Source organism: Crossiella sp. S99.2, assembly GCF_023094165.1.
In the GTDB taxonomy this organism is placed as follows: Bacteria; Actinomycetota; Actinomycetes; order Mycobacteriales; family Pseudonocardiaceae; genus Crossiella.
This window is the reverse complement of record NZ_JALMDK010000003.1, coordinates 887,392-907,464: the sequence shown is the minus strand read 5'-3', so window position 1 is coordinate 907,464 and position 20,073 is coordinate 887,392. Positions and strand designations below refer to the sequence as shown.

Sequence of the window (20,073 nt, the reverse complement as noted above, 5' to 3'; positions counted from 1 at the left end):
ACCTGATTAGGCCGGGAAAGTACCTGAGTAGCAGCGGGAATGGAATGTCGCCTGCCGGGAACCGGTGGACGCCTGACTGCTATTGGCAAATTGCCAACCGTGAGTTTCACCCGATGGTGCCCTGTCGGGTGACCGCGTAATCCCATTAGCCTGCGTTGGTCCGGCGGGTCTGACCGGCCCTTCCACGCGCGGAGCCTGCCGGGCTCGACGGTGGGAGGCGAGAAACCCGTTGCTTGGCTGGCTGTGGAGCATCCCGCTCTGGGCGCTGATCGTCGGCAGTGTGATCCACTGGCGGCGCACCAAGGATCGGCCGCTGTATTCCGAGGACGACACCGGCTGAGTCCGGGTGGGTCGGATCGGGCGCGTCCCGAGGGTCATCTGGACACATTCCCACCCGTGGCCACAACGATTGCGCCAACTCGGCCTACAACGGAGTGGTCACAGCAGGCCGCACCGGGCCGTGAGGGAGACGCGGATGACCAGCATCGCCGAACCGTGCCAAGAACCCGCCGACATCGGCTCCCATCCGGTACTGGGTTTCCCGGCCGGACCACCGGACTTCAACGGCACCCAGGTGTGGCGACTGCCCCCGGATGCCGGACCCAGGCCCGATGTGGACGTCTTCACCGGCCGCAGCCAGGCCCGCGCCGCCGCCGGACTCGGTGAACTCGCGCTGGCCGCGGGCGCGGAGTTCTTCGTCATCCGCTGTGCCGACGTCGAGGTGAACCGGCTGCATCGCGAGGACGTCCCGGTGCCCGTCTGGCCGGTCGAGTTGTTCATCGTGGTGACGCCGGTCGGGCCCGCGGCCGGCCGGTTCGAGGTGTTCGCGGGGGATCCGGCTGACGGTGTGCGGCTGGCGGTGGCCGGACTGCTGGCCCGGCCGGTGCAGGCGGTGCGCCCGCGTTAGCGCCGCGGCGGTCAGCTCCCCGCGCCGGTCTCCGCGAGCAACCGCGCGGTCGCCCGGGTGTGCCGGTGGGCCGCCCCGAGCACCCGCTCCCGCACCGGCAACAGGCCACGAAGCCGTTCCCTGGCCGCGGCGAGCAGGCCGGCCGCCAGCTCCCACACCGCCAGTTCGTGCCAGGTCAGCAGGGTGCGGGGATGGGCGGGGCCCTGGGACTGGCGGCGGTGGTCGAGCAGGTCGGCGAGCATGGTCACGGCCTTGGCCGGCTGGCCGGACAGGCCGGTGCAGCGGGCCAGGGCGTGCCAGGTGCTCAGGGTGTGCGGGTCGTCCGGGCCCAGGGTGGCGCGGCGCAGGGTGCGGATCTCGCGTAGTCGTTCGACCGCGGCCTCGGGTTCGCCGGACTCGCCGCGGCGCAGGGCGAGTTCGTGCGCGGTGGTGTGGGTGTCCAGGTGTTCCGGGCCCAGGGCGGCGGTGCGCAGCGGCAGCAGGGCACGCAGCATCGCCACCGCGGCCAGGATGGCGCCTGCCTCGCCGGTCCAGTGCGCCAGGCAGTGCTGGGTGCGCAGGGTTTCCGGCTCGGCCGGGCCGAGCACCTGCCTGCGCATCGGCAGCAACTCCCGGGACAGCTCGACCGCGCGGTCGGGATCGCCCGCCTCGCCGGTCCAGTAGGCCAGGCTGTGCCAGGTGCGCAGGGTGCGCGGGTGGTCAGGGCCGAAGGCGGTGCGTTGCAGCGGCAGCAGATCGTCGAAGGCGGCGGCCGCGGTCAGCGGATCACCGGACTCGCCGGTCCAGCGGGCCAGCAGATCGCGGGTCACCAGCGTCTCCCGGTGCACCGGACCGAGCCGGTCGATGAACTCGGTCACCAGTCCGCGCAGGGCGGAGGCGGCCGCACCCGGATGCCCGGCTCGCCCCAATGCCTCTGCGAGTCCCCTTCGCTCGGCGGGCGTCCGGCCTTCGGTTCGCACCTCGTCCAGATCCACCCCCACATCCCATCATGTCCGGGCTGGGCATCCGGCCAAATGCGCCGCGTTGCGGCAACAGGCTCATTGCGAACTGATCTCGTCCGGGCCCAGCTCGCCCGGCCGTTGGGCAGGATGATCCGACCGATGACCATCGCGAGGGTGAACCCGCTGGTGGCCGGATGTGTTGTGCGGCAAGCAAGCGCCGTCCGGCACCGTCCACACGTGTGTCCACTGTGGACTCTGATGGGCCGTGGTCGCCGCATGATCGCCGCGCTGGACCGGAAATACGCCGGGGCTGCTCCGTTGAGGTGAACGTCGATGTTCACCCGGATGGCCGGGCCCCGTTGCCCCGAAGGGCAGGCCGGCTGCCCGAGTGGTCAGGCAGGATTGGCGCCGATCCGCGATCCAGTTGTCTGTGCACGTGATCGTCGAGTTGCCCCGCGGTGAACCGGACTGGCAACGTCGCCGTGGGGGAAGCACTGGCAAGGGGGAGCAGGATGCCATTGGTGGGCCGGGAGACCCAGCTTCGGCAGTTGACCCGGCTGCTCGGCCGACCGGCCGCGGGCGGGCTGACCGTGGCCGAGGTGGTGGGCGAACCCGGCCTGGGCAAGACCAGGCTGCTGGAGGAGCTGCGCGAGGCGACCGGGCGGCGGCTGCTCGGCTGGGGCCGCGGCGTCGAGTTCGAACCGCGCCCGGCCTTCGGCATGTTCGTCGAGGCCCTCGACCCGCTGCTGGCCGACCACGTGCTGCCCGCGGCCCTGCGCACCCGGCTGGCCGCGGTCTTCCCCGCCTGCGCAGGCCACGACTCCGACCGGTTCGACCTGGACGCGGAACGGTTCGTGCTGCACCGCGCGGTGATCAGGGCACTGGAACTGCTCGCCGAGCACCGCGGCCTGGTGCTGGTGCTCGACGACGTGCACTGGTGCGACCCCGCCTCGGCCGAACTGCTCGCCCAGCTGCTCCGCCAGCCGCCGCGCGCGCCGGTGCTGCTCATCGCCGCCTACCGGCCACGGCAGCTGCCCAGCGCGGTGGCCGCGGTGCTCACCCGCGCGGTCCCCGCGGGCAGCTCCCGGCGGATCGAACTGGGACCCCTCGAACTCGCCGAGGCCCGGCGGTTGCTCGGACCCGGCGTCGGCGGACTGCGCGCCGCCGCCCTGCACCAGGCCAGCGGCGGCAACCCGCTCTACCTCGAAGCGCTGGCCCGCGCCCCGGCCTCGGCACTGCACCCGCACCAGCTCGCCGAAGCCGTTCCGGCCCCGGCGAAAACCGCGCTGCTGGCCGAATTCACCCGGCTGCCCGAACAGGTCCGCCTGGTCGCCAAGGCCGCCGCGGTGATCGGCGAACCGATCGAGCCGGACCTGGTCGCCGCCGCGGCCGGCCTCGGCCTGGCCGAGACCCTCGCCGCCGCACAGCAACTGATCGCGGCGGACCTGTTGCGCGCCAACGGTCCTGAGCGGGTGGTCACCTTCCGGCACCCGCTGCTGCGGGCCGCGGTGTACGAGTCGGCCAGCCCGCTCTGGCAGTCCACCGCGCACCGCAGGGTCGCCGACCTGCTGCGCGCCCGCGGCGCCCCGGCCACCCAGCTCGCCCCGCACCTGGCCCGCTGCGGCGAGATCGGCGACGACTCGGCCATCGAGGTGCTCACCCGCGCCGCGGAGAACCTGCAACTGCACGCCCCGGCCGCGGCCGCCGGCCTGCACCGCGCCGCGCTCCGGCTCACCCCCGAGAACGCCGGCCTGCCCCGGCTGCGACTGCAACTGGGCTATGCCACCAGCATCGCGCTGACCGGCAACGTGGAGGAGGCGCTGAGCGTCCTGCACGACATCCTGGCCCGCACCCCCGGCGACGACGACCTGCGGCAGACCGCCGTCGGCCGCTGCGCCCTGCTGCACCGATGGCGCGGCCAGCTCGCCGACTCCGAAATCCTGGTCCGCCGCGAACTGGACCGGGCCCCGATGACCGACACCGCCGCGGGCGCGGTGCTGTGGCTGACCAGGGGCCTGATCGAGTTCCGCCGCGGCGGCTACCAGTCCGCGCTGGCCGCCACCCGGCTCGGCTGGGCCGCCGCGATCTGGTGCAAGGACCCGTCACTGCAGATCGCCGCGCGCGCGATGGCCGTGCTCTTCGCCCCACCCGACGGCGGCGCGGAGGCCAGGGCCAACCTGGACATGGCCGCCACCGCACTGGACAAACTGCCCGACGCCCAGGTGCTGCCGCTGTGGAACACGCTGATGTGGGTGGCCATGGCCGAGCAGACCCACGACCGGCACGCCGACGCGGTGCGCCACCTCGACCGCGGCCTGCACCTGGCCCGGCAACGTCACCAGCACCTGCTGATCTGCGAGTTCCTCACCCCGCGCGCGGTGTCGCTGTCCGCGCTGGGCAGGCTGCCGGAGGCGGCGATCACGGTGCGGGACGCGATCGAGGCGGCCCGGCTGGTCGGCGCGCTGCCGCCTTACCTGATCGGGCTGACCGAGTCGCTGACCATCGCGCGCTGGCGCGGCGGCGTCGAGGCGGCCCGCGCCGAGGCGGCCGAGGTGCACCCGGATGTCTACGACAGCGATTTCCAGCTCGGCGCCTGGGTGCTGTTCCGCCGCACCGCCGCCCGGCTCGCCCTGGGCGAACCCGCCGACTTCCGCGCCGAGGTCCAGGCCCTGGGCGGACCCGAACTACCCGGTCTGCTGCACGCCTACCGGCCCGAGCACTACGAGACGCTGACCGAGGCCGCGCTGGCCCGCGGCGCGCTCATCGAAGCCTGCGACTGGGTCGAGCGCGCCGAGTCCACCGCCGAGCAGAACCGGCCGCGTGGCTGGGGATTCGCGCTACTGGCCCGCGCCAGGGTGCAGCTGGCCGAGGCCGACGGCCGGGCCGCCGCGCACACCGCGGTCACCGCCGCCCGCAGCTTCCACGCCGCGGGCGACCTGGTGCAGAACGGGCGGGCGCGGTTGCTCGCCGGCACCGGCTGGGCCGAGGCGGGCAACCGGGAGCGCGCGCTGGTCGAACTCGACCGGGCCGCCGCCCTGTTCACCGGCGCGGGTGCGGACCTGCTGCTCAAGGAGACCACCCGGCAGCAGCGCCGCCTCGGCCTGCGCCGCGTCCCGGCCGGCCCCGGCCCTGCGCACAGCGCACCGGGCGATCTGACCCGGCGGGAGTCCGAGGTCGCCGCGCTGGCGGGGGAGGGGCTGACCAACAAGGCCATCGCCACCCGGCTGTTCCTGTCCGAACGCACCGTGGAGACCCACCTGGCCCGGGTCTACCGCAAGCTCGGCGTGCCGCGCCGCTCCGCGCTGGTGGCGCACCTGCACCGCGGGGTCAGTTGACCGCGAAGGCGTGCAGCGTGTTCACCGCGTCCCACAGCCAGGCCGCGTGCTGGTAGGTGAGCTGGCGGTCCGCAGGCGCGTCGGGCAGCTCGCCGGTGGTGAGCAGTTCGGGCGCCCAGGTCGCGGTGTAGGCGATGCGCAGGTGCAGCAGCACCGAACTCCAGCCACGCACCGCGGCCGGATCGGCCGGCAGCGAGATCATCCCGGTGGACTCGTCCAGGGTGGCCAGAGTGCTGGTGACCCCCGCGCGCAGCTCGGCCAGGAAGTCCGGCTCCCACCACAACTGGATCTCGGCGGGATCGTCCCGGTCCAGCAACGCCGCGCGCAGCAACGTGCCCAGCACCGGTTCGCTGGGCAACTCCGGCGGCAACGGCATACCCAGCAGTTCGCCGAGCGGATAGCCGGTGGAGTACTGGGCGGTGCGCCAGTCGATCAACTGGGCCAGCTCGCCGAGCCGGGCGCGCAACCAGCGGATCCGGTGCGGCTGACCGTGACCGGCGAAGCAGGCGCCGGCCCGTGCCCAGCGGATCACCGCCGCCACCCCCATCCTCGCCAGAGCGCGCAGCCTACCGGTTCGTGTCCCCCGGCAGGGCGTGGGAGCTACCCGACCGGCTGATCCGGGTGGATACTGAGCGCTGATCGAGGTAGTACCCGTGAGGGCACACGGGCGGAGGCCGGAGATGGCACTACGAGATCACGAGCAACGCGCACTGGCCGAAATCGAGCGGAGGCTGGCCGAGGAGGATCCCCGGCTGGCGGAACGGTTCCTGGGACTGAGTTCGCCGTCCCTGCGCAACCGGCAGGCGGTGCTGGCCCTGCTGGGCGTGCTCGGCGCGTACGCGCTGGGCCTGACCGTGCTGGTGATCGGCGTGTCCGGGGCCTGGACCGAGTTGATCGTGCTGGGCGCGGTGATCAGCGTGAGCGTGCTGACCTGGTTCACCTGGAAACGGTTGCACCGCTGATAGTCCACTGTGGACAGTCGCGCTGGGCTCAGGTGTGCTGGCTGGTCAGCTCCAGATAGCTCAGCCCGTCGAGCAGTCGCCCCGGCTGGTCCTCCAGATCGGCCTCGAACAGCCAGCCCGCACCGTAGGGATCGCCGCGCACCAGTTCGGGGTCGTCGATTACCCGCTGGTTCACCGCGGTCACCACGCCGGTCACCGGGGTGAACAGATCGCCGGTCCAGCAGCTGGTGGCGAGCAGCCCGCACGGGGCCAGGTGCTGGACCCGGTCGCCGGGCCGGGGCAGCCGCACCTCACGTAACCCGGTCAGCCGCTCGGCGAAACACGCGGTGATCCCGATCCGCGCGGTATCGCCACCGAAACGAACCCAGTTGTGATCGGCGGTGAACTGGAGTCCCTCGAAGCTGACGATCATGTCGGCCAATTCTTCTCCAGTGAGTCGGCGACGCTGCCTGCCCTGGCTCCATCTTGCCCGAAAGTCCATCGCATCCTTCGCTAGCGTACGGACGTTGTTGAATTGTTAATGGGGTGCCGCTCCGCCATGGCGTGCCGAGTCGGAGGGGTCACTGCCATGGAGCCAGCGCGGGCCGCCGCGGCGACCGAGGACGAGGGCTACGCCAAGTCGCTGGGCAACCGCCAGGTGCAGATGATCGCCCTGGGCGGGGCCATCGGAGTCGGCCTTTTCCTGGGCGCCGGCGGCACGCTCAGCCAGGCCGGACCGGCGTTGGTGCTGGTCTACGCGGTGTGCGGGATCGCGGCCTTCTTCGTGATGCGGGCACTGGGCGAGCTGGTCACGCACCGGCCGGTGGCGGCCAGTTTCGTGGCCTACGCCCGGGAGTTCGTGGGACCGTGGGCCGGCTTCGCCAGCGGCTGGCTGTACTGGGCGAGCTGGGCGATGACCGGCATCGCGGAGATCACCGCGGTGGCCATCTACCTCCAGCGCTGGCTGCCAGAAGTACCGCAATGGGTGACTGCGTTAGTAGCATTGGCCGTTTTGCTGGTAGTGAACCTGGTGTCGGTGAAACTGTTCGGCGAACTGGAGTTCTGGTTCGCGCTCATCAAGGTCCTGGCCATCCTGATCTTCCTGGCCGTCGGCGCCGCACTGGTGATCGGCGCCGCCGACATGGGCGGCGGAATGTCCGCCGGAGTGGCCAACCTGACCGCCCACGGCGGCCTGTTCCCCTTCGGCCTGGGCGCGGTCCTGCTCACCATGCAGTCGGTGATCTTCGCCTACTCCGCGATCGAACTGGTCGGCATCACCGCCGGCGAGACCGCCAACCCCGCCACCGTCCTGCCCAAGGCCATCAACGGCGTGGTCTGGCGGATCAGCGTCTTCTACGTCGGCTCGGTCCTGCTCCTGGTCATGGTCCTGCCCTGGACGGCCTACTCCGGCGCGGAAAGCCCCTTCGTCACGGTCTTTTCTCGCCTGGGCGTGCCCATCATCGGCGACGTGATGAACGCGGTGGTCCTCACCGCCGCCCTGTCCTCCTGCAACTCCGGCCTGTACTCCACCGGCCGCATCCTGCGTTCCCTTGCCCAGCAAGGCGAAGCCCCGCACTTCACCGCCCGGCTCTCGGCCCGCCAGGTCCCGGTCGGCGGAGTCCTGTTCACCGGAGCCACCTTCGGCATCGGCGTGCTGCTCAACTACCTCGTCCCGCAACAGGCATTCGACCTCGCCGTCGCCATCGCCTCGCTGGGCGTGATCTCCACCTGGGGCACGCTGCTGTGGTGCCAGCTCCGGCTGCGGCGCGCGGCACTGCGCGGAGAGGTCCGCCGGCCGCTGTACCGGATGCCGGGCGCGCCGTACTCGGGGTGGATCACGTTGGCTTTCCTGGGTTTCCTGCTGGGGTACATGGGGTTCAGCGACGGGGTGGAGCGGTACGCGGTGTACTCGATCCCGGTGGTCGCCCTGGCCCTGTGGCTGGGCTGGCGAGTGGTCCGCCGCCGTGACCGGTTGACCTGAGGCCCCGCGACCCCTACCGTTTCCGCTACAAGTCGTAGCGTAATGGGGGTGTGCGGGCGTGATGGCGGGCCGACCACGGGATCTCGATCTTGAGCACCGGTTGCTGACGGCGGCGTGGGAGCTGCTGACCAGCAAGGGCTATGACGCCCTGACCATGACCAAGGTCGCGACCCAGGCGCAGGCGCACCGCAGCGACGTGTACCGCCGGTGGGCCACCAAGGCGGAGCTGGCCACCGACGCGCTCGCCGCGCACCTGCCGCCGGTGCGCGAGTTCAACGCCGGCTCCCTGCGCGCCGACCTGCGGGCCTACGTCGACGACCTGGCGGCGGCCTGGTCCGCCCCGTGGATCGACGGGCTGGTCGGGCTGCTGGGCGAGCTGCGCGACGGCGCCGAAACCAGGTTCCTCACGATGGCCTCGGGACGGATCCAGCCACTGCGGAACGCACTGGACCGGGCCGTGGCACGGGGCGAGATCGAGGTGGCGCCGCACGTGGACCTGGTCGCGGACCTGATCGAAGGCGCGCTGATGCACCGCAGGCTGATCGGGCGCGCGGGCTTCACCCCCGACTACCTGGACACGATCACCGGCACGGCACACCGCCTGCTCACCGGGACCATGGTGACGCCATGAGCCAGCCGCACGAGCTGTCCGCGGTGGCCCAGCTGGACGCCCTGCGCGCGGGCGAGATCAGCTCCCGCGAACTCACCGAGCACTACCTGGCGCGCATCGACCGCCTGGACGCCGGGCTCGGCGCCTTCGTCACCGTCACCCCGGAACTCGCCCGCCAGGATGCCGCCCGCGCGGACGAACGCCTGGCCCGCGGCGAGTGGTCGCCGCTGTGCGGGCTGCCGCTCGGGCTGAAGGATCTGTACGCGACCGCGGGCATCCGGACCACGTTCGGGTCGGCCGCGCTGGCCGAGCACGTGCCTGCCGAGGACGCCTGGTCGGTGGGACTGCTCCGGCAGGCGGGCGCGGTGATCCTCGGCAAGACGAACACCCCGGAGTTCGGCGCGGCCTGCTACACCGAGAATGACGTGACCGCGCGACCAGCTGTCACGCCGTATGACCCGGGCCGTTACGCCAGCGGGTCCAGCGGTGGCGCGGCCGCCGCGGTCGCCGCCGGACTGTTGCCGGTGGCCCATGCCGGTGACGGCGCGGGTTCGACCCGCACTCCGGCGGCGACCTGCCACCTGGTCGGTGTGAAACCCAGCCGGGGCCTGGTGAGTCCGGCGCCGGCGAGTTCCTTCCTCAGCACGGGCATCGAGGGGCCGATCGCCCGGACAGTGCGGGACGCGGCGCTATTACTGGACGTGCTGGCCCAGCCATCGCCGGGCGACCTGTACGGCTGGCGACCCACGACCAGCTTCGCTGCCACCGCCACCAGGCCACCCGCTCGTCCGTACAAGATCGCGATGTGGACCGAGACCGGACTTGACGGCGTGGCAGCACATCCAGAGTCGGTGCGGGCGGTGCAGCGGATGGCCGCCCTGCTCGGCGAACTTGGCCACGAGGTGCGGGAGATCGCGATCCCGGCGGGCTGCGACGGGCCGGTGCGGCAAGCGCTCAAGGACCTGTTCGTGTTCTCCCTCGGCACCACCGCCCCGACCCTGGTCCCCGCGGACCGGCAGCACCTGTTCCAGCCCTACACCCAGCACCTCATCGCCGCCGCCGAGACCATGACCGCGGCCGAGGTCGTCACGGCCCAGACCGTGCTCGCCCGGTATGCCAGCACCTTCCTGGCCGCACTCGACGAATTCGACCTCGCCCTGACCCCCACCACCAACGGCCCGCCGGTCCCGATCGGCCACTACTTCGCCAACGGGGTCGACGGCGAGGCGGACCTGATGCTCGGCTGGTCCTGTTACACGCCTTGGGTGAACCTCACCGGCCAGCCCGCGCTGTCCCTACCGTCGCATGTGGACGGTGACGGCCTGCCGCACGGCGTGCAGCTCGTGGGCAGGCCGCGACAGGACGTCGAACTCCTCGCACTGGCCGCCCAACTTGAGGACGCGGCCCCGTGGGCGGACGTCCACCCGCCCTGCTGGCACCAGTGAAAGGCCGCCCCATGCCCCACAACCGCCCCCTGGACCCCGGACCCGGCCTCACCGAAGGCAGGATCGTACTGCCCGATGGCCGCGCACTCCGCACTGTGGTGGCGGGCGAGGGCCCCGGACCGCTGGTCGTCTTCGAAGCCGGGATGAGCGCGCCCGCCGCGTCCTGGATCCATACCCAGCGCGAGATCAGCGCTCGCTGCCGGACCCTGTCCTACGACCGGGCGGGCTACGGCGGCAGCGACCTCGACCCGCACAACCGGACCCTCGAACGCATCGTCGACGACCTCACCGCCCTGCTCGATCTCCTGGGCGAGTCCGCTCCCGTCGTCCTGGTCGGGCACAGCTGGGGTGGACCCATCATCCGGCTGTTCGCCGACCGGCACCCGGAGCGGGTCGCCGGACTGGTCTTCGTCGACGCCACCCTCGCCGGGGTCATCCCACCGGAACACGCCGGCCGGATTCGCCGGTCCTTCCAGCTCATGTCGGTGCTGGCGCGCCTCGGCGGCGGACGCCTGATCATGCGGCTTTCCTTGCCACACGGCACATCCGCGGAGATCAGCCAGTCCGACCTGGCGATCATCCGGCGCGACTACGCCTCCAGCCGTGCCATGCGGGCCGGCGCCCGCGAGGCCAGGCAGATCCCGCCCGCGCTCCCGGTGCTGCAACGCCTCCAGGACACGGGCACGCCCGCGGTGCCCACGGTGTGCCTGCAGGGCGGGCGGATCGACCGCGGGATGGCCACGGTCCGGCCGGAGCTGAACCGGGTCGCGGCTGAGCTGATGTCGTTGGTGCCACAGGGAAAAGTCGTGGTAGTCGAGCAGGCGGGGCACCTCATCCCGCAGGAATGCCCCGCCGCCGTGCGGGAGGCCGTGCTGGGGGTGGTCGACGCCGTGACAGGGGTCCGCTGAGTCCCTGGCCCACTGCGTCGTTCGGAGTGAAGTGTCCGAAAGTACCTTGCCGGTAGTCCCTTTTCCGAATATCGCGTTGTCGAACGCCGTGCGGTTGGCTGATTCGGAGTTTTTCCCGATCCACGTCTTCTCGTATACGGTCATTGATGTGGTTGACCGGTGGTCATGCCGCACTTTTTCGGGGGAAGTTGTCTGGGCTTTCGCCAGCAGTGGGGAGACTTCAACGCATGGTCACCCGAGTGCGGCTGTAGCCGCGCCGGCCGGTACCTGTTTTTCGCTCGCACCTGATTCCGGAAGATGACGGCTCGTCTTTTGTCTGGACATGTGCCCGGCGCGCGCGAAGCGGGACCATGAACGGATGCAGGGGAGGCAGGAGCGGCCCGGTACCGAGAATTCGGTGTACGGCACGGTGCACGGAACGGTGGTACAGGCCCGTTCCATCGACCTGCGCCTGCCCCCGCCCCCGATACCCAGGCAACTCCCCAGCCCCGCCGCCAACTTCACCGGCCGCGCTCCCGAACTGGCCACCCTGGACGACCTGCTGACCAGGTCAGCCCCGGTGCTGGTGACCGGCACCGCGGGCGTCGGCAAGACCACTCTCGCCCTGCGCTGGTCCCACCAGCACGGTGCGGAGTTCTCGGACGGCCAGCTCTACGCCAACCTGCACGGCTTCGACCTGGACGACACCAAGATCGCCCCGGCCGACGTCCTGGAACGCTTCCTGCTGGCCCTCGGCCTTGCCCCGGAGGCCATGCCCGCCAGCCTGGACGGCCGCGCCGCCGAATTCCGCACCCGCACGGCGGATCGGCGCGTGCTGGTGTTGCTGGACAACGTCGGCACGGCAGCCCAGGTCCGCCCGCTGCTGCCCGCTGGGCCGCACAGCCGGGTATTGCTGACCAGCCGGATCCGGTTGCTGGGTTTGGACGCCGAGCACCTGTCGCTGGGCATGTTCTCGCCGGATGAGGCGATCTCGTTGCTGCGTGAGGTGATCGCGGGCCGGGTGGACCGGGATCGAGCGACTGCGATGCGGATTACCGAGCAGTGTGCGCGGTTGCCGTTGGCGTTGTGCATTGCGGCGGAACGGATCCGGCACCGCGAACACGACACCCTGGCCGACCTGGCGGCGGAGCTGGACGAGCAGCCGCTGGACGCACTGGCTCTGGCCGGGGACGAGTACCTGGCCGTGGGGCCGGCGATCGCATTGTCCTACCGGGCATTGCCGCCGGCGAGTGCCCGGATGTTCCGTCTGCTCGGGGTGCACCGGTGCGCTGACCTCAGCGCGGGTGCGGCCGCCGCGCTGGCAGGGATGACGGCGGCAGAGACTCGGGTGGCGTTGAGCGAGTTGGTCTCCTCGCACCTGCTGGAGGAGTTCCGGCGCAACCGGTACCGGTGCCACGACCTGCTCCGCGCGTTCGCCCGACGGCAGGCTGAGCAGGTCGACCTGAGCGAGGAACGGGCGGCGGCCGTCGTGCGACTGGTTCGCTGGTATGCGGCAATGGCAGACCAGGCCGACCACCTGCTGGCACCGCACCGTCCTCGCGGGCATCCGGACCTGCGCATCGGTTACCCCACGGAATTCGTGGACCAGGTGCAGGCGAGGTCCTGGTGCGAGCTGGAGTTGGAGAGCATCGTTTCCTGCCTGGCACAGGCGTGTGAACTCGGTCGGCCGGATCTGGCCTGGCAGACAATCGCGGCCCTGCACGGTTTCCTCAGTCTGACCAAACACGAGTCGAGTTGGATCCGCACCCATGACCTGGGCCAGTTTGCCGCGGCCGAGGACCGCAGCACGATGGGGCTCGCACTCATGCACTACGGACTCGGCAGTGCGTGCCGCTACTGGCAAAACCACTGGCGTGCGATCAGCTACGGGGACTTGGCGCTCGGCGAGTTCCAGCGGGTCGGGGACCGTCGGTTGCAGGGCATGGTGTTGAGCAATCTCGCGATGAGCTACTTCTACGTCGGACGGCCTCGGCACGCACTGGGTTGCCTGCGTCGGAGCCTGGTGCGGGTCAGGGAGTGCGGGGACCGGCACACCGAGGCGTGGGTGCTGTGCAACCTCGGGTCGATTCGCCGTTGGCAGGGCAAGTCCCAGCGGGCGCTGGAACAGCTGCGCGCCGCGCTGGAGATCAGGATCGAGATCGGTGATCTCGACGGGGAGGCATGGACCCATGATGAGCTGGGTTGCCTGTACCACGACCTGGGACGGCGCAGCGATGCCGAGGCGGCCTTCCGGCGGGCGATCGAGCTGCATGGCCTGCGCGGGAACCTGTACGGCCGCAAGCGGGCCCTCGCCCGGCTGGCCGAACACCTGGAGGATGACGCCGACAGTGGGTGGCCGGCAGCGCAATAGTTGACTGAATGTGATCCCCCAGGCACATACCGCGAGGGTTGAATGGACTCGTGACCCGACGCGCGACGCTGGCCCAGATAGCCGTATGGGGTGTGCTGGTACTGGGCCTCACCGTGATGTGGGTCCGGTACGGCGCGTCCAACGCGACCACCCTGCTCACCCTGCTCTCCGGCGGTGCCGCCGTGGCACAGCTCCTGGTCGCCACTCGCTGGCGCCCCGGTAGCCAGCCCAGCACGCCCGAGCAGCTCCAGTCCGCCGCCGATGCGCTCGGGTTCGAGGTGCGGCGGCAGTGGGCGGCGGAGGCTCGGCGGCGGATGCTGGAGGACGGGGATCGGTTGCCGGTGCGGTGCCGGGGGCTGGGAGAGTCGGGGTCGGTTGATCTGGGGGAGTTGATTTCCGGGTTTGGCGACGCGCCGCGGCGGTTGGTGGTGATCGGGGAACCGGGGGCGGGGAAGACCGGGTTCTGTCTGTTGTTGATCCTGGAGTTGTTGCGGCGGGGGGATCCTGGGCGGACGCCGGTGTTGTTGCAGGTTTCCGGGTGGCATCCGGCGGAGAACCTGGATGCCTGGTTGTTGCGGTCGTTGGTGTCGGCCTATCCGTTCCTGGGGAATGAGTCGCGGTTTGGGATGACGGCGGCCCGGGATTTGCTGGGACTGGGGCGGATTCTGCCGGTGTTGGACGGCCTGGACGAACTGCCCGCGGAGTTGCGGGAGGTGGCTTTGCGGGCCCTGGACAAGGATCTCGGGCAGCAGGAGCCGTTGGTGCTGACCTGCCGGAGTGCGGAGTTCGCGGCGGCCAACGCGGGTGGGGCGGTGCGGGAGTCCCAGGTGGTGGAGTTGTTGCCGTTGGCGGAGGAGGCGATCGCGGGCTACCTGCTCGACTCGACGCCGCGGGCCCGCCTCGAACTGTGGGAGCCGGTGCTGGACCGGTTGGTGGACGCCTCGGCGGATCCGTTGGCGCGGGCGTTGCGGACACCGTTGATGGTGTCGTTGGCGCGCACCGCCTATCGCGATCCGGGGACGGATCCGGGTGACCTGCTGGCCCTGGCCAGTGCGGAGGGAGTGGCGGCTCGGTTGCTGGATGAGTTCACCAGTCAGGCTTTCGCGACCCGGCCGCCCTCGCCGCTGTCGAATGAGGTGGATCCGGTGGGGCGGTGGGATCCGGTCAAGGCCGAGCGATGGCTGTCCTACCTGGCCCGCACGGGTGAGCGGGAACTGGACTGGTGGCGATTGTGGTTACGGGTGCCGCGGCCGGTGTTCCTGGTCAGTGGCGCGCTGGTGGGCGGATTCGCGGCGACGCCGTTGGGGTTGCTGTTACTGGGGTTGTTCGGGCGGCCGGGGCTGGGGGCGTTGCTGGGACTGGCGATCGGCGCCGGTGGCGGAGCCTTGCTGGGGTTGTTGCGGGCGGAGGCGCCGCGGCGGTTCGTGCCGAGGTTGTTGCGGCGGCACGAGTTGGGGCGGGATCTGGTTTTTGGTTTGGTGGGCGCGATTGCCGGGGGGATCGCGGTGGGGGTGGTGTACGGCGGGGTGTACGGGCTGGTGATCGGGTCGGTGTTCGGGCTCGCTTTTGGGGTGGTGCGGCGGTTTACCGAGCCGACCGAACCGGCGGAGGCGGTCACGCCGGCGAGTGTGTTGCGCGGGGATCAGCTCTCGGCGGTGTACGCGGCGGGGCTGGGTGCCGTGCTGGGATGTCTGACCGGGGGATTCCTGGCCGGAGTGGTGGGGGTGGCCGGACTCGGGCTGGCGGTGCCGGTCAGCAGTCCGGTGCTGATCGGGTTGCTGGGCGCGGGGGTCGGCGCGGTGCTGGGCGCCGGTGGGCTGGGGCTGACCGTGCTGGCGACCAGTGCGGCCGGGCGGTTCCGGACCACGCGGGTGTGGTTCTGGCTGCGCGGGCGGACACCGTTGCGGCTTATGCGGTTCCTGGACGACGCGCACCGGCTGGGTGTGTTGCGGCTGGCCGGGGCGAGTTACCAGTTCCGGCACGAGTTGCTGCGGGACCGGCTGGCCGGGCGAGGGTGAGCACCGCGCTGGCGCCCAGTCGCCAGAACGTGGTCCGGGCCGAGGGCTGCAACCCGTAGCGGGCCTCCGGGAAGCGGACCGTCGGTGTGCCGCCGGGGCGGGTCTCGATGCGCACATCCTTGGCGCGCAAGCGGATTCGCTCGATCCCGGCCGGGGGATGGGTGAAGTCGAGTTGCACCCAGTGCGCCTGGTCGAGGTCTGCTTCGGTGAGCTGGCGGAGCTGGCCGTCGACCAGGCAGCGGAGGACCTCGAACTCGCCGTCGCGCAGCCAGGCCGAGCGTTCGGCCAGCCAGGCCGGTTCGAAGGCGAGTTGCCGCCGCTCCAGCCAGACCAGGTAGCCGGTGCGCGCGGCCGCGTACACGGCCAGGGCCACCCCGGCCGCGGTGACCGGTCCGCGCAGCGGCGGCAGCACCGCCCACTGGCCCAGTGCCAGCACCGCCAGCGCGGCCAGCACCAGCCACAGCGTCTGGGTGTGCGCGGCGCCGAAGGCCGGCTCGCGCGGCGCGCTCAGGCCGCGGGCGAGCACGCTCGACCGGGCCACCAGCGGCGTCACCAGGTCGGGACGCGGCAGATCGCGGTCGTGGGAGCTTGGCGCGGCCACCGCACCACCATCCTCCACCCGCACGCTCCTGGACAAGTCATCGCCGCCGGTGTGCTGCCGGTTGCACCAGGTTGTCGCCGGGCCGCAGCAGGAAACCCAGCGGGCCGCGCGGAGTGCCGCCGCCACTGCCCAGGCGGGGCAGATGGCGGCGCAGGAAGGAGGCCCACAGGTAGGCGTAGACCACCGCGTACAGCGGGCGCACCCGGCCGTAGTGCGCGTACAACCGGGGCGCCAGCGCACGCAGTCCGGTGCAGACCTGGGCCAGGGTCAGGCCGTCGCGGGTGGCGGCGGTGACCACGCCTGCCCGGCGGTCGAGTTCGACGTCCTGGTAGTCGTCGAGCTGTTGCAGCACCCCGCCCAACTCGTGCACCAGCGCCAGCTCACGCTCCGGCATTCCTGGCTTGACCAGCGCGAACAGCACTACGGTGCCGAAACCGCCCTTGCCCGCGGTGATCCGGGCCAGCTCGGCGGCCGGGATGGCCGGATCGCCCTGGCGCAGCCGGGACTCGACCTGGCATCCGTGCAGCTCGCGCAACGCGGTGAAGATCGGATCGCCCCGGTCCCGGCCGAGCCGCCGCTCGACCTCGCGGAACAGCCCGTGGAAGAGCCGTTCCAGGTCCCCGGCAGGCTGGAAGTCCCCGCCCCGGAACAACTCCGCCAGGCGGCGATCCAGTTCAGGGCTGCCGAAGTCGTCGATCAGGTCGTCATAGGCCCTGGTCACCGCCCCGCTGAGGGCAGCAAGGTCACTGCGCAGCGGCAACCCCGCCATGGCCGCGTACCCGCCGAGCAGGAACCCCAGCTTCACACTGGCCGCCTTGAGCGCCCGGCCGATCCGCTCCCGCCGCGCACTGTCCACAGTGGACTCCATGATGGGCGCGATCACCCGGTCGTACTGGCCGGCGTACTCGGCGGCGCGGGCGGGCACCCGGGGGATGCGCCCGGCGAACCTGGTCCACCGGAGCAGCGCGCCGAGATCGGCGAGCAGACCTGCCCGCGCCACGCCAGCCGTCGCGTGAATCTCCGTGATCCTCTCGCCGAGGTTCCGCCCTGCCTCCTCGGAGGTTACCGGTGGCGTCAGTGGCAGTGGCCCTGCCGACCGAGGGTTTCCACCGGGGTCGCGCCGGGCCGGGTCCACTGCGGCACCGGGCGACCGGTCGGGCCCCAGGTGGAATTCCCGTCCGCGTCCGTACGCCAGGACCAGCAGGAGTGCCGTCCCTCGGGCCAGCCCTCGGGGTTGTCCTCCCACGCCTCGCCGCGGCCGTAGGGGGTCAGGTCGAGCAGGCCGAGGGCGGCATTGACCGTCTCGTTGCCGCGGGCGGTGCACGAATAGGTGCGGAACACCCGGTCGCCCACGCGCAGGAAGCAGACCAGGTAACCCATCTCGCCGCCGACCGGCCCGGCCAGGCCGCGCACCGAGTACCAGGGCTCGGTGTAGCCCATGAACTCGACGAACGGAGCCACCTCGTCCCAGCGGCCCTCGGTCAGGATGGCGAAGGAGACGCCGCGGGCGTTGAGGTAGGAGGCGTCCTGGAGGTGCCAGGCCGTGGTGGTGCAGCCCTCGCACTGCCCCTGGTGCGGCGCCCCGTCATGCCACATGTGCTGGTAGACCACAAGTTCCTCACGGCCCTCGAACAGGTCCAGGAACTCGACCGGGCCGTTGGGTCCGACCACCTCGACCGTGCCGTCCAACTCCACCATCGGCAACCGCCGGCGGGCCGCGGCCAGCGCGTCGCCCGCGCGGGTGTGCGCCTTCTCCCGGACCAGCAACTCGTCCCTGGCGGCCTGCCAGGTGGCCTGGTCGACGATCGGCGGGCGGCCGGGCAACGCGGTGGTCGAGTGCTCTGGCGTGGTGGTCATGGTGTCCTCCGTGCGGTCTGGTGTGACGGCTCTGCCGGCGAGTTGGGCCAACTGGTACGCCGGTTTGGCACAAGTGGGCGTACGAGTTGGGCCAAGTGGTACGGAACTTGCGTGGGTCACCAGGACAGACTCGCGCCGCGGCCGGAACTCATCGCGGCAGACCGGTCACAGCCCCAACTCGTCCCGGATCGCCGCCGCCTCGCCCCGGCACCGCGCGGCCTGGGCTGGATTGCCGGTGTGCGCCAACGACTCCGCCAGGGTCTCCAGACACATGGCCAGGGGCTCGCCGCCGCGCCCGAGGTCCTGGTAGCCCTGGATCGCTTCCTGGCTCAACCGGATCGCGGTGTCGTGCTCGCCGAGGCCCTGCCAGGCCAGCGCCGCGTCCAGCCAGGCCCAGGCTTGTCCGGAGCGGTCACCGGCCGCGCGGCGCAGGTCCAGTTCGCGTTCGGCGTGCCCGAGGGCCTCCTCGAACTCACCCAGGCGGGTGCAGATCGTGCTGAGGTTGCCCTCGGCCACGGCTTCCTGGCGCAGGTTGCCGGTCGTCCTGGCCAGTGGCAACGCGGCGGTGTAGTGCTCGCGGGCGGCCGCGAACCGCTGCTGTTCCAGGCAGCCCAGGCCGAGTTCGCACAGCGCGGAGGCCCGCCAGCGCGCGCTGCCGAGCTGCTCGGCCAGCTCCAGCAACCGATCGAGGTCGGCCTGGGCTTCCGGCCAGCGGCACAGCATCCGGCAGGTGGCCGCCCGCCACAGCCGCAGCAGCGCCTCGGCGGCGGGGTCCGGCTCGGCCTGGATACCCAGGGACAGCGCTTCGACGTGCTCCGGCAGCACATCGCGGGGCAGACGCAGGCGGAAACGGCTGGTGGAGGCCAGGTACCTGGTGAGGCGGTGCTCGCCGAGGTCGGCCGCGAGCCGGAGGGCGGCGAACAGGTTGGCGCGCTCGGTCGTGCACCAGGCCAGGGCCTGCCCGGGGTCGGTCAACGGGATCTCGGCGGCGGGGAAGTCCTTGGGCAGGAAGGGAAAACCGGGGAAGAGCAACTGGTCGGCGGTGGCCGAGACCTGCGCGTACCACTCCAGCAGCGCGTGCACGGCCTGCTCGCGGTCGGCGGGCGGATCCTCGGCTTCGGCGACCTCGGCGGCGTATGCGCGCAGCAGGTCGTGCAGGTGATAACGCTTGGGGCCCAACGGTTCTACCAGGTGGACCTCGGCGAGTTCGTCCAGCAACCGGTGCGCGGTGGTCAGGTCGAGTGCGGCCAGTGCGGCGGCGGCGGGCACGCTGATCTCCGGGCCCGGGTGCAGGCCGAGGCGGCGGAACAGGCGGGCCTGCCCGGCGGTGAGCTGGCGGTAGGACCAGTCGAACACGGTGCGCACCCCGCTCTGTTGATCACGCCGGATCTCCTCGATCGCCGCGTCCAGGTCGCCCCGGCGGCGCACCCGGCTGGCCGCCACCCGCAGCGCCAGCGGCAACCGCGCGCACACCCGCACGAGATCCGCGATCCCTTGCGGCGCAACCGGACCGAGTAACCGCGAGGCCAGTTCGGCGGCCTCCGCGGCGGAGGGCAGATCGAGGGTGACCGGCACCGCGGCCTCACCGATGACCAGGTCGGACAGCCCGGCCCGGCTGGTCACCAGCACCAGGCAGCCGGGCGCCCCGGGCAGCAGCGGCCGGACCTGGTCCGCGCCGGCCGCGTTGTCCAGCACGATCAACACCCGCCGCCCGGCCAGCAACGACCGGTACAACGCGGTCTGGGTGTCCAGCTCGGCCGGGATGCGTGCGTCCGGCAGCCCCAGTGCGCCCAGGAACCAGCCGAGCACTTGCCGGGGGTCCAGTGGCGAGCTGGGTCCGTGACCCCGGAGATTGGCGAACAGGGTGCCGTCCGGGAACTGTGGCTGCACGCGGTGCGCCCAGTGCACGGCCAGGGTGGTCTTGCCGACGCCCGCGGTGCCGTCCAGCACGGCGATGACGGTGGCCGCGGCCGGGCCGGGCAGCAGCGCGTCGAGCGTGTCCAGGGGTCCGGTGCGGCCGGTGAAATCCCGTACCGACGGCGGCAGCTGGCGGGGGACGGGCAGCTCGGCGGCGGGGCTGAGCACCACCTGGTTGATGGTGCCCGCCTGCACGACATGGCCGCCCACCCGGCCACTGATCTCGTTCGACCCCACGTCTAGCAGTGTGTTCCCGTTGCCG

Annotated in this window: 16 protein-coding genes; 9 read left to right on the top strand and 7 right to left on the bottom strand. The window is 71.6% G+C overall.

From position 1 onward, the window contains the following. Positions 1 to 475: 475 nt before the first annotated feature. Complete coding sequence (locus MZC64_RS15405; protein WP_247756419.1) at positions 476 to 907, top strand: hypothetical protein; 432 nt, start codon at positions 476 to 478, stop codon at positions 905 to 907. A gap of 11 nt (positions 908 to 918) precedes the next feature. Here MZC64_RS15405 and MZC64_RS15400 read toward each other — a convergent pair whose 3' ends face one another. Continuing rightward, the gene (locus MZC64_RS15400) at positions 919 to 1,881 is read right to left on the bottom strand and encodes a tetratricopeptide repeat protein (protein ID WP_247756421.1); all 963 of its coding nucleotides are present in this window, start codon (positions 1,879 to 1,881) and stop codon (positions 919 to 921) included. A gap of 479 nt (positions 1,882 to 2,360) precedes the next feature. Between MZC64_RS15400 and MZC64_RS15395 the strand changes: the two genes are divergently transcribed. Next, a complete protein-coding gene (locus MZC64_RS15395; protein WP_247756422.1) occupies positions 2,361 to 5,183 on the top strand; it encodes a helix-turn-helix transcriptional regulator in 2,823 nt (940 codons plus the stop codon). Here the strand turns inward: MZC64_RS15395 and MZC64_RS15390 are convergent. After that, positions 5,176 to 5,715 (bottom strand): DUF2017 family protein, encoded by a 540-nt coding sequence (locus MZC64_RS15390; protein WP_247756424.1) that lies wholly within the window; start codon positions 5,713 to 5,715, stop codon positions 5,176 to 5,178. The genes MZC64_RS15395 and MZC64_RS15390 overlap by 8 nt on opposite strands. Positions 5,716 to 5,863: 148 nt before the next feature. On the opposite strand from MZC64_RS15390, the gene MZC64_RS15385 reads away from it, so the two are divergent. Then, positions 5,864 to 6,145: a DUF3040 domain-containing protein gene (locus MZC64_RS15385; RefSeq protein ID WP_247756426.1), complete on the top strand. Its 282-nt coding sequence runs from the start codon at positions 5,864 to 5,866 to the stop codon at positions 6,143 to 6,145. A gap of 28 nt (positions 6,146 to 6,173) precedes the next feature. Here the strand turns inward: MZC64_RS15385 and MZC64_RS15380 are convergent, their stop codons facing one another. Next, positions 6,174 to 6,557 (bottom strand): glycine cleavage system protein H, encoded by a 384-nt coding sequence (locus MZC64_RS15380; RefSeq protein ID WP_247756428.1) that lies wholly within the window; start codon positions 6,555 to 6,557, stop codon positions 6,174 to 6,176. Positions 6,558 to 6,713: 156 nt separating this feature from the next. Here MZC64_RS15380 and MZC64_RS15375 point away from each other — a divergent pair, with 156 nt between their 5' ends. The 6 genes from MZC64_RS15375 (at position 6,714) to MZC64_RS15350 (ending at position 15,436) form a co-directional block, all read left to right on the top strand. Beyond that, a complete protein-coding gene (locus tag MZC64_RS15375) occupies positions 6,714 to 8,105 on the top strand; it encodes an amino acid permease (RefSeq protein ID WP_247756430.1) in 1,392 nt (463 codons plus the stop codon). A gap of 61 nt (positions 8,106 to 8,166) precedes the next feature. Beyond that, complete coding sequence (locus MZC64_RS15370; protein ID WP_247756432.1) at positions 8,167 to 8,736, top strand: TetR/AcrR family transcriptional regulator; 570 nt, start codon at positions 8,167 to 8,169, stop codon at positions 8,734 to 8,736. Then, on the top strand, positions 8,733 to 10,160 hold the full coding sequence (locus MZC64_RS15365) for an amidase (RefSeq protein WP_247756433.1): 1,428 nt from the start codon (positions 8,733 to 8,735) through the stop codon (positions 10,158 to 10,160). The genes MZC64_RS15370 and MZC64_RS15365 overlap by 4 nt, the downstream gene beginning before the upstream one ends. Positions 10,161 to 10,171: 11 nt before the next feature. Continuing rightward, positions 10,172 to 11,068, top strand: coding sequence for an alpha/beta fold hydrolase (locus tag MZC64_RS15360; protein WP_247756435.1), 897 nt, complete (start codon positions 10,172 to 10,174; stop codon positions 11,066 to 11,068). A gap of 358 nt (positions 11,069 to 11,426) precedes the next feature. Beyond that, positions 11,427 to 13,418: a tetratricopeptide repeat protein gene (locus MZC64_RS15355; protein WP_247756436.1), complete on the top strand. Its 1,992-nt coding sequence runs from the start codon at positions 11,427 to 11,429 to the stop codon at positions 13,416 to 13,418. 50 nt (positions 13,419 to 13,468) lie between these two features. Continuing rightward, complete coding sequence (locus MZC64_RS15350; RefSeq protein ID WP_247756438.1) at positions 13,469 to 15,436, top strand: NACHT domain-containing protein; 1,968 nt, start codon at positions 13,469 to 13,471, stop codon at positions 15,434 to 15,436. Here MZC64_RS15350 and MZC64_RS15345 read toward each other — a convergent pair. The 4 genes from MZC64_RS15345 to MZC64_RS48665 all read right to left on the bottom strand — a co-directional run bounded on the left by MZC64_RS15345 (position 15,327) and on the right by MZC64_RS48665 (position 20,048). Beyond that, entirely contained in the window at positions 15,327 to 16,055 is a 729-nt protein-coding gene (locus MZC64_RS15345; RefSeq protein ID WP_247756439.1) for a hypothetical protein, read from the bottom strand. The genes MZC64_RS15350 and MZC64_RS15345 overlap by 110 nt on opposite strands. A 19-nt stretch (positions 16,056 to 16,074) precedes the next feature. Beyond that, complete coding sequence (locus MZC64_RS15340; RefSeq protein WP_247756441.1) at positions 16,075 to 17,037, bottom strand: class 1 isoprenoid biosynthesis enzyme; 963 nt, start codon at positions 17,035 to 17,037, stop codon at positions 16,075 to 16,077. Positions 17,038 to 17,111: 74 nt separating this feature from the next. Then, entirely contained in the window at positions 17,112 to 17,894 is a 783-nt protein-coding gene (locus tag MZC64_RS15335) for a DUF899 family protein (protein WP_247756443.1), read from the bottom strand. A 165-nt stretch (positions 17,895 to 18,059) separates the two neighbouring features. Beyond that, positions 18,060 to 20,048 (bottom strand): tetratricopeptide repeat protein, encoded by a 1,989-nt coding sequence (locus tag MZC64_RS48665; RefSeq protein ID WP_247756445.1) that lies wholly within the window; start codon positions 20,046 to 20,048, stop codon positions 18,060 to 18,062. Between the last annotated feature and the right edge of the window lie 25 nt (positions 20,049 to 20,073).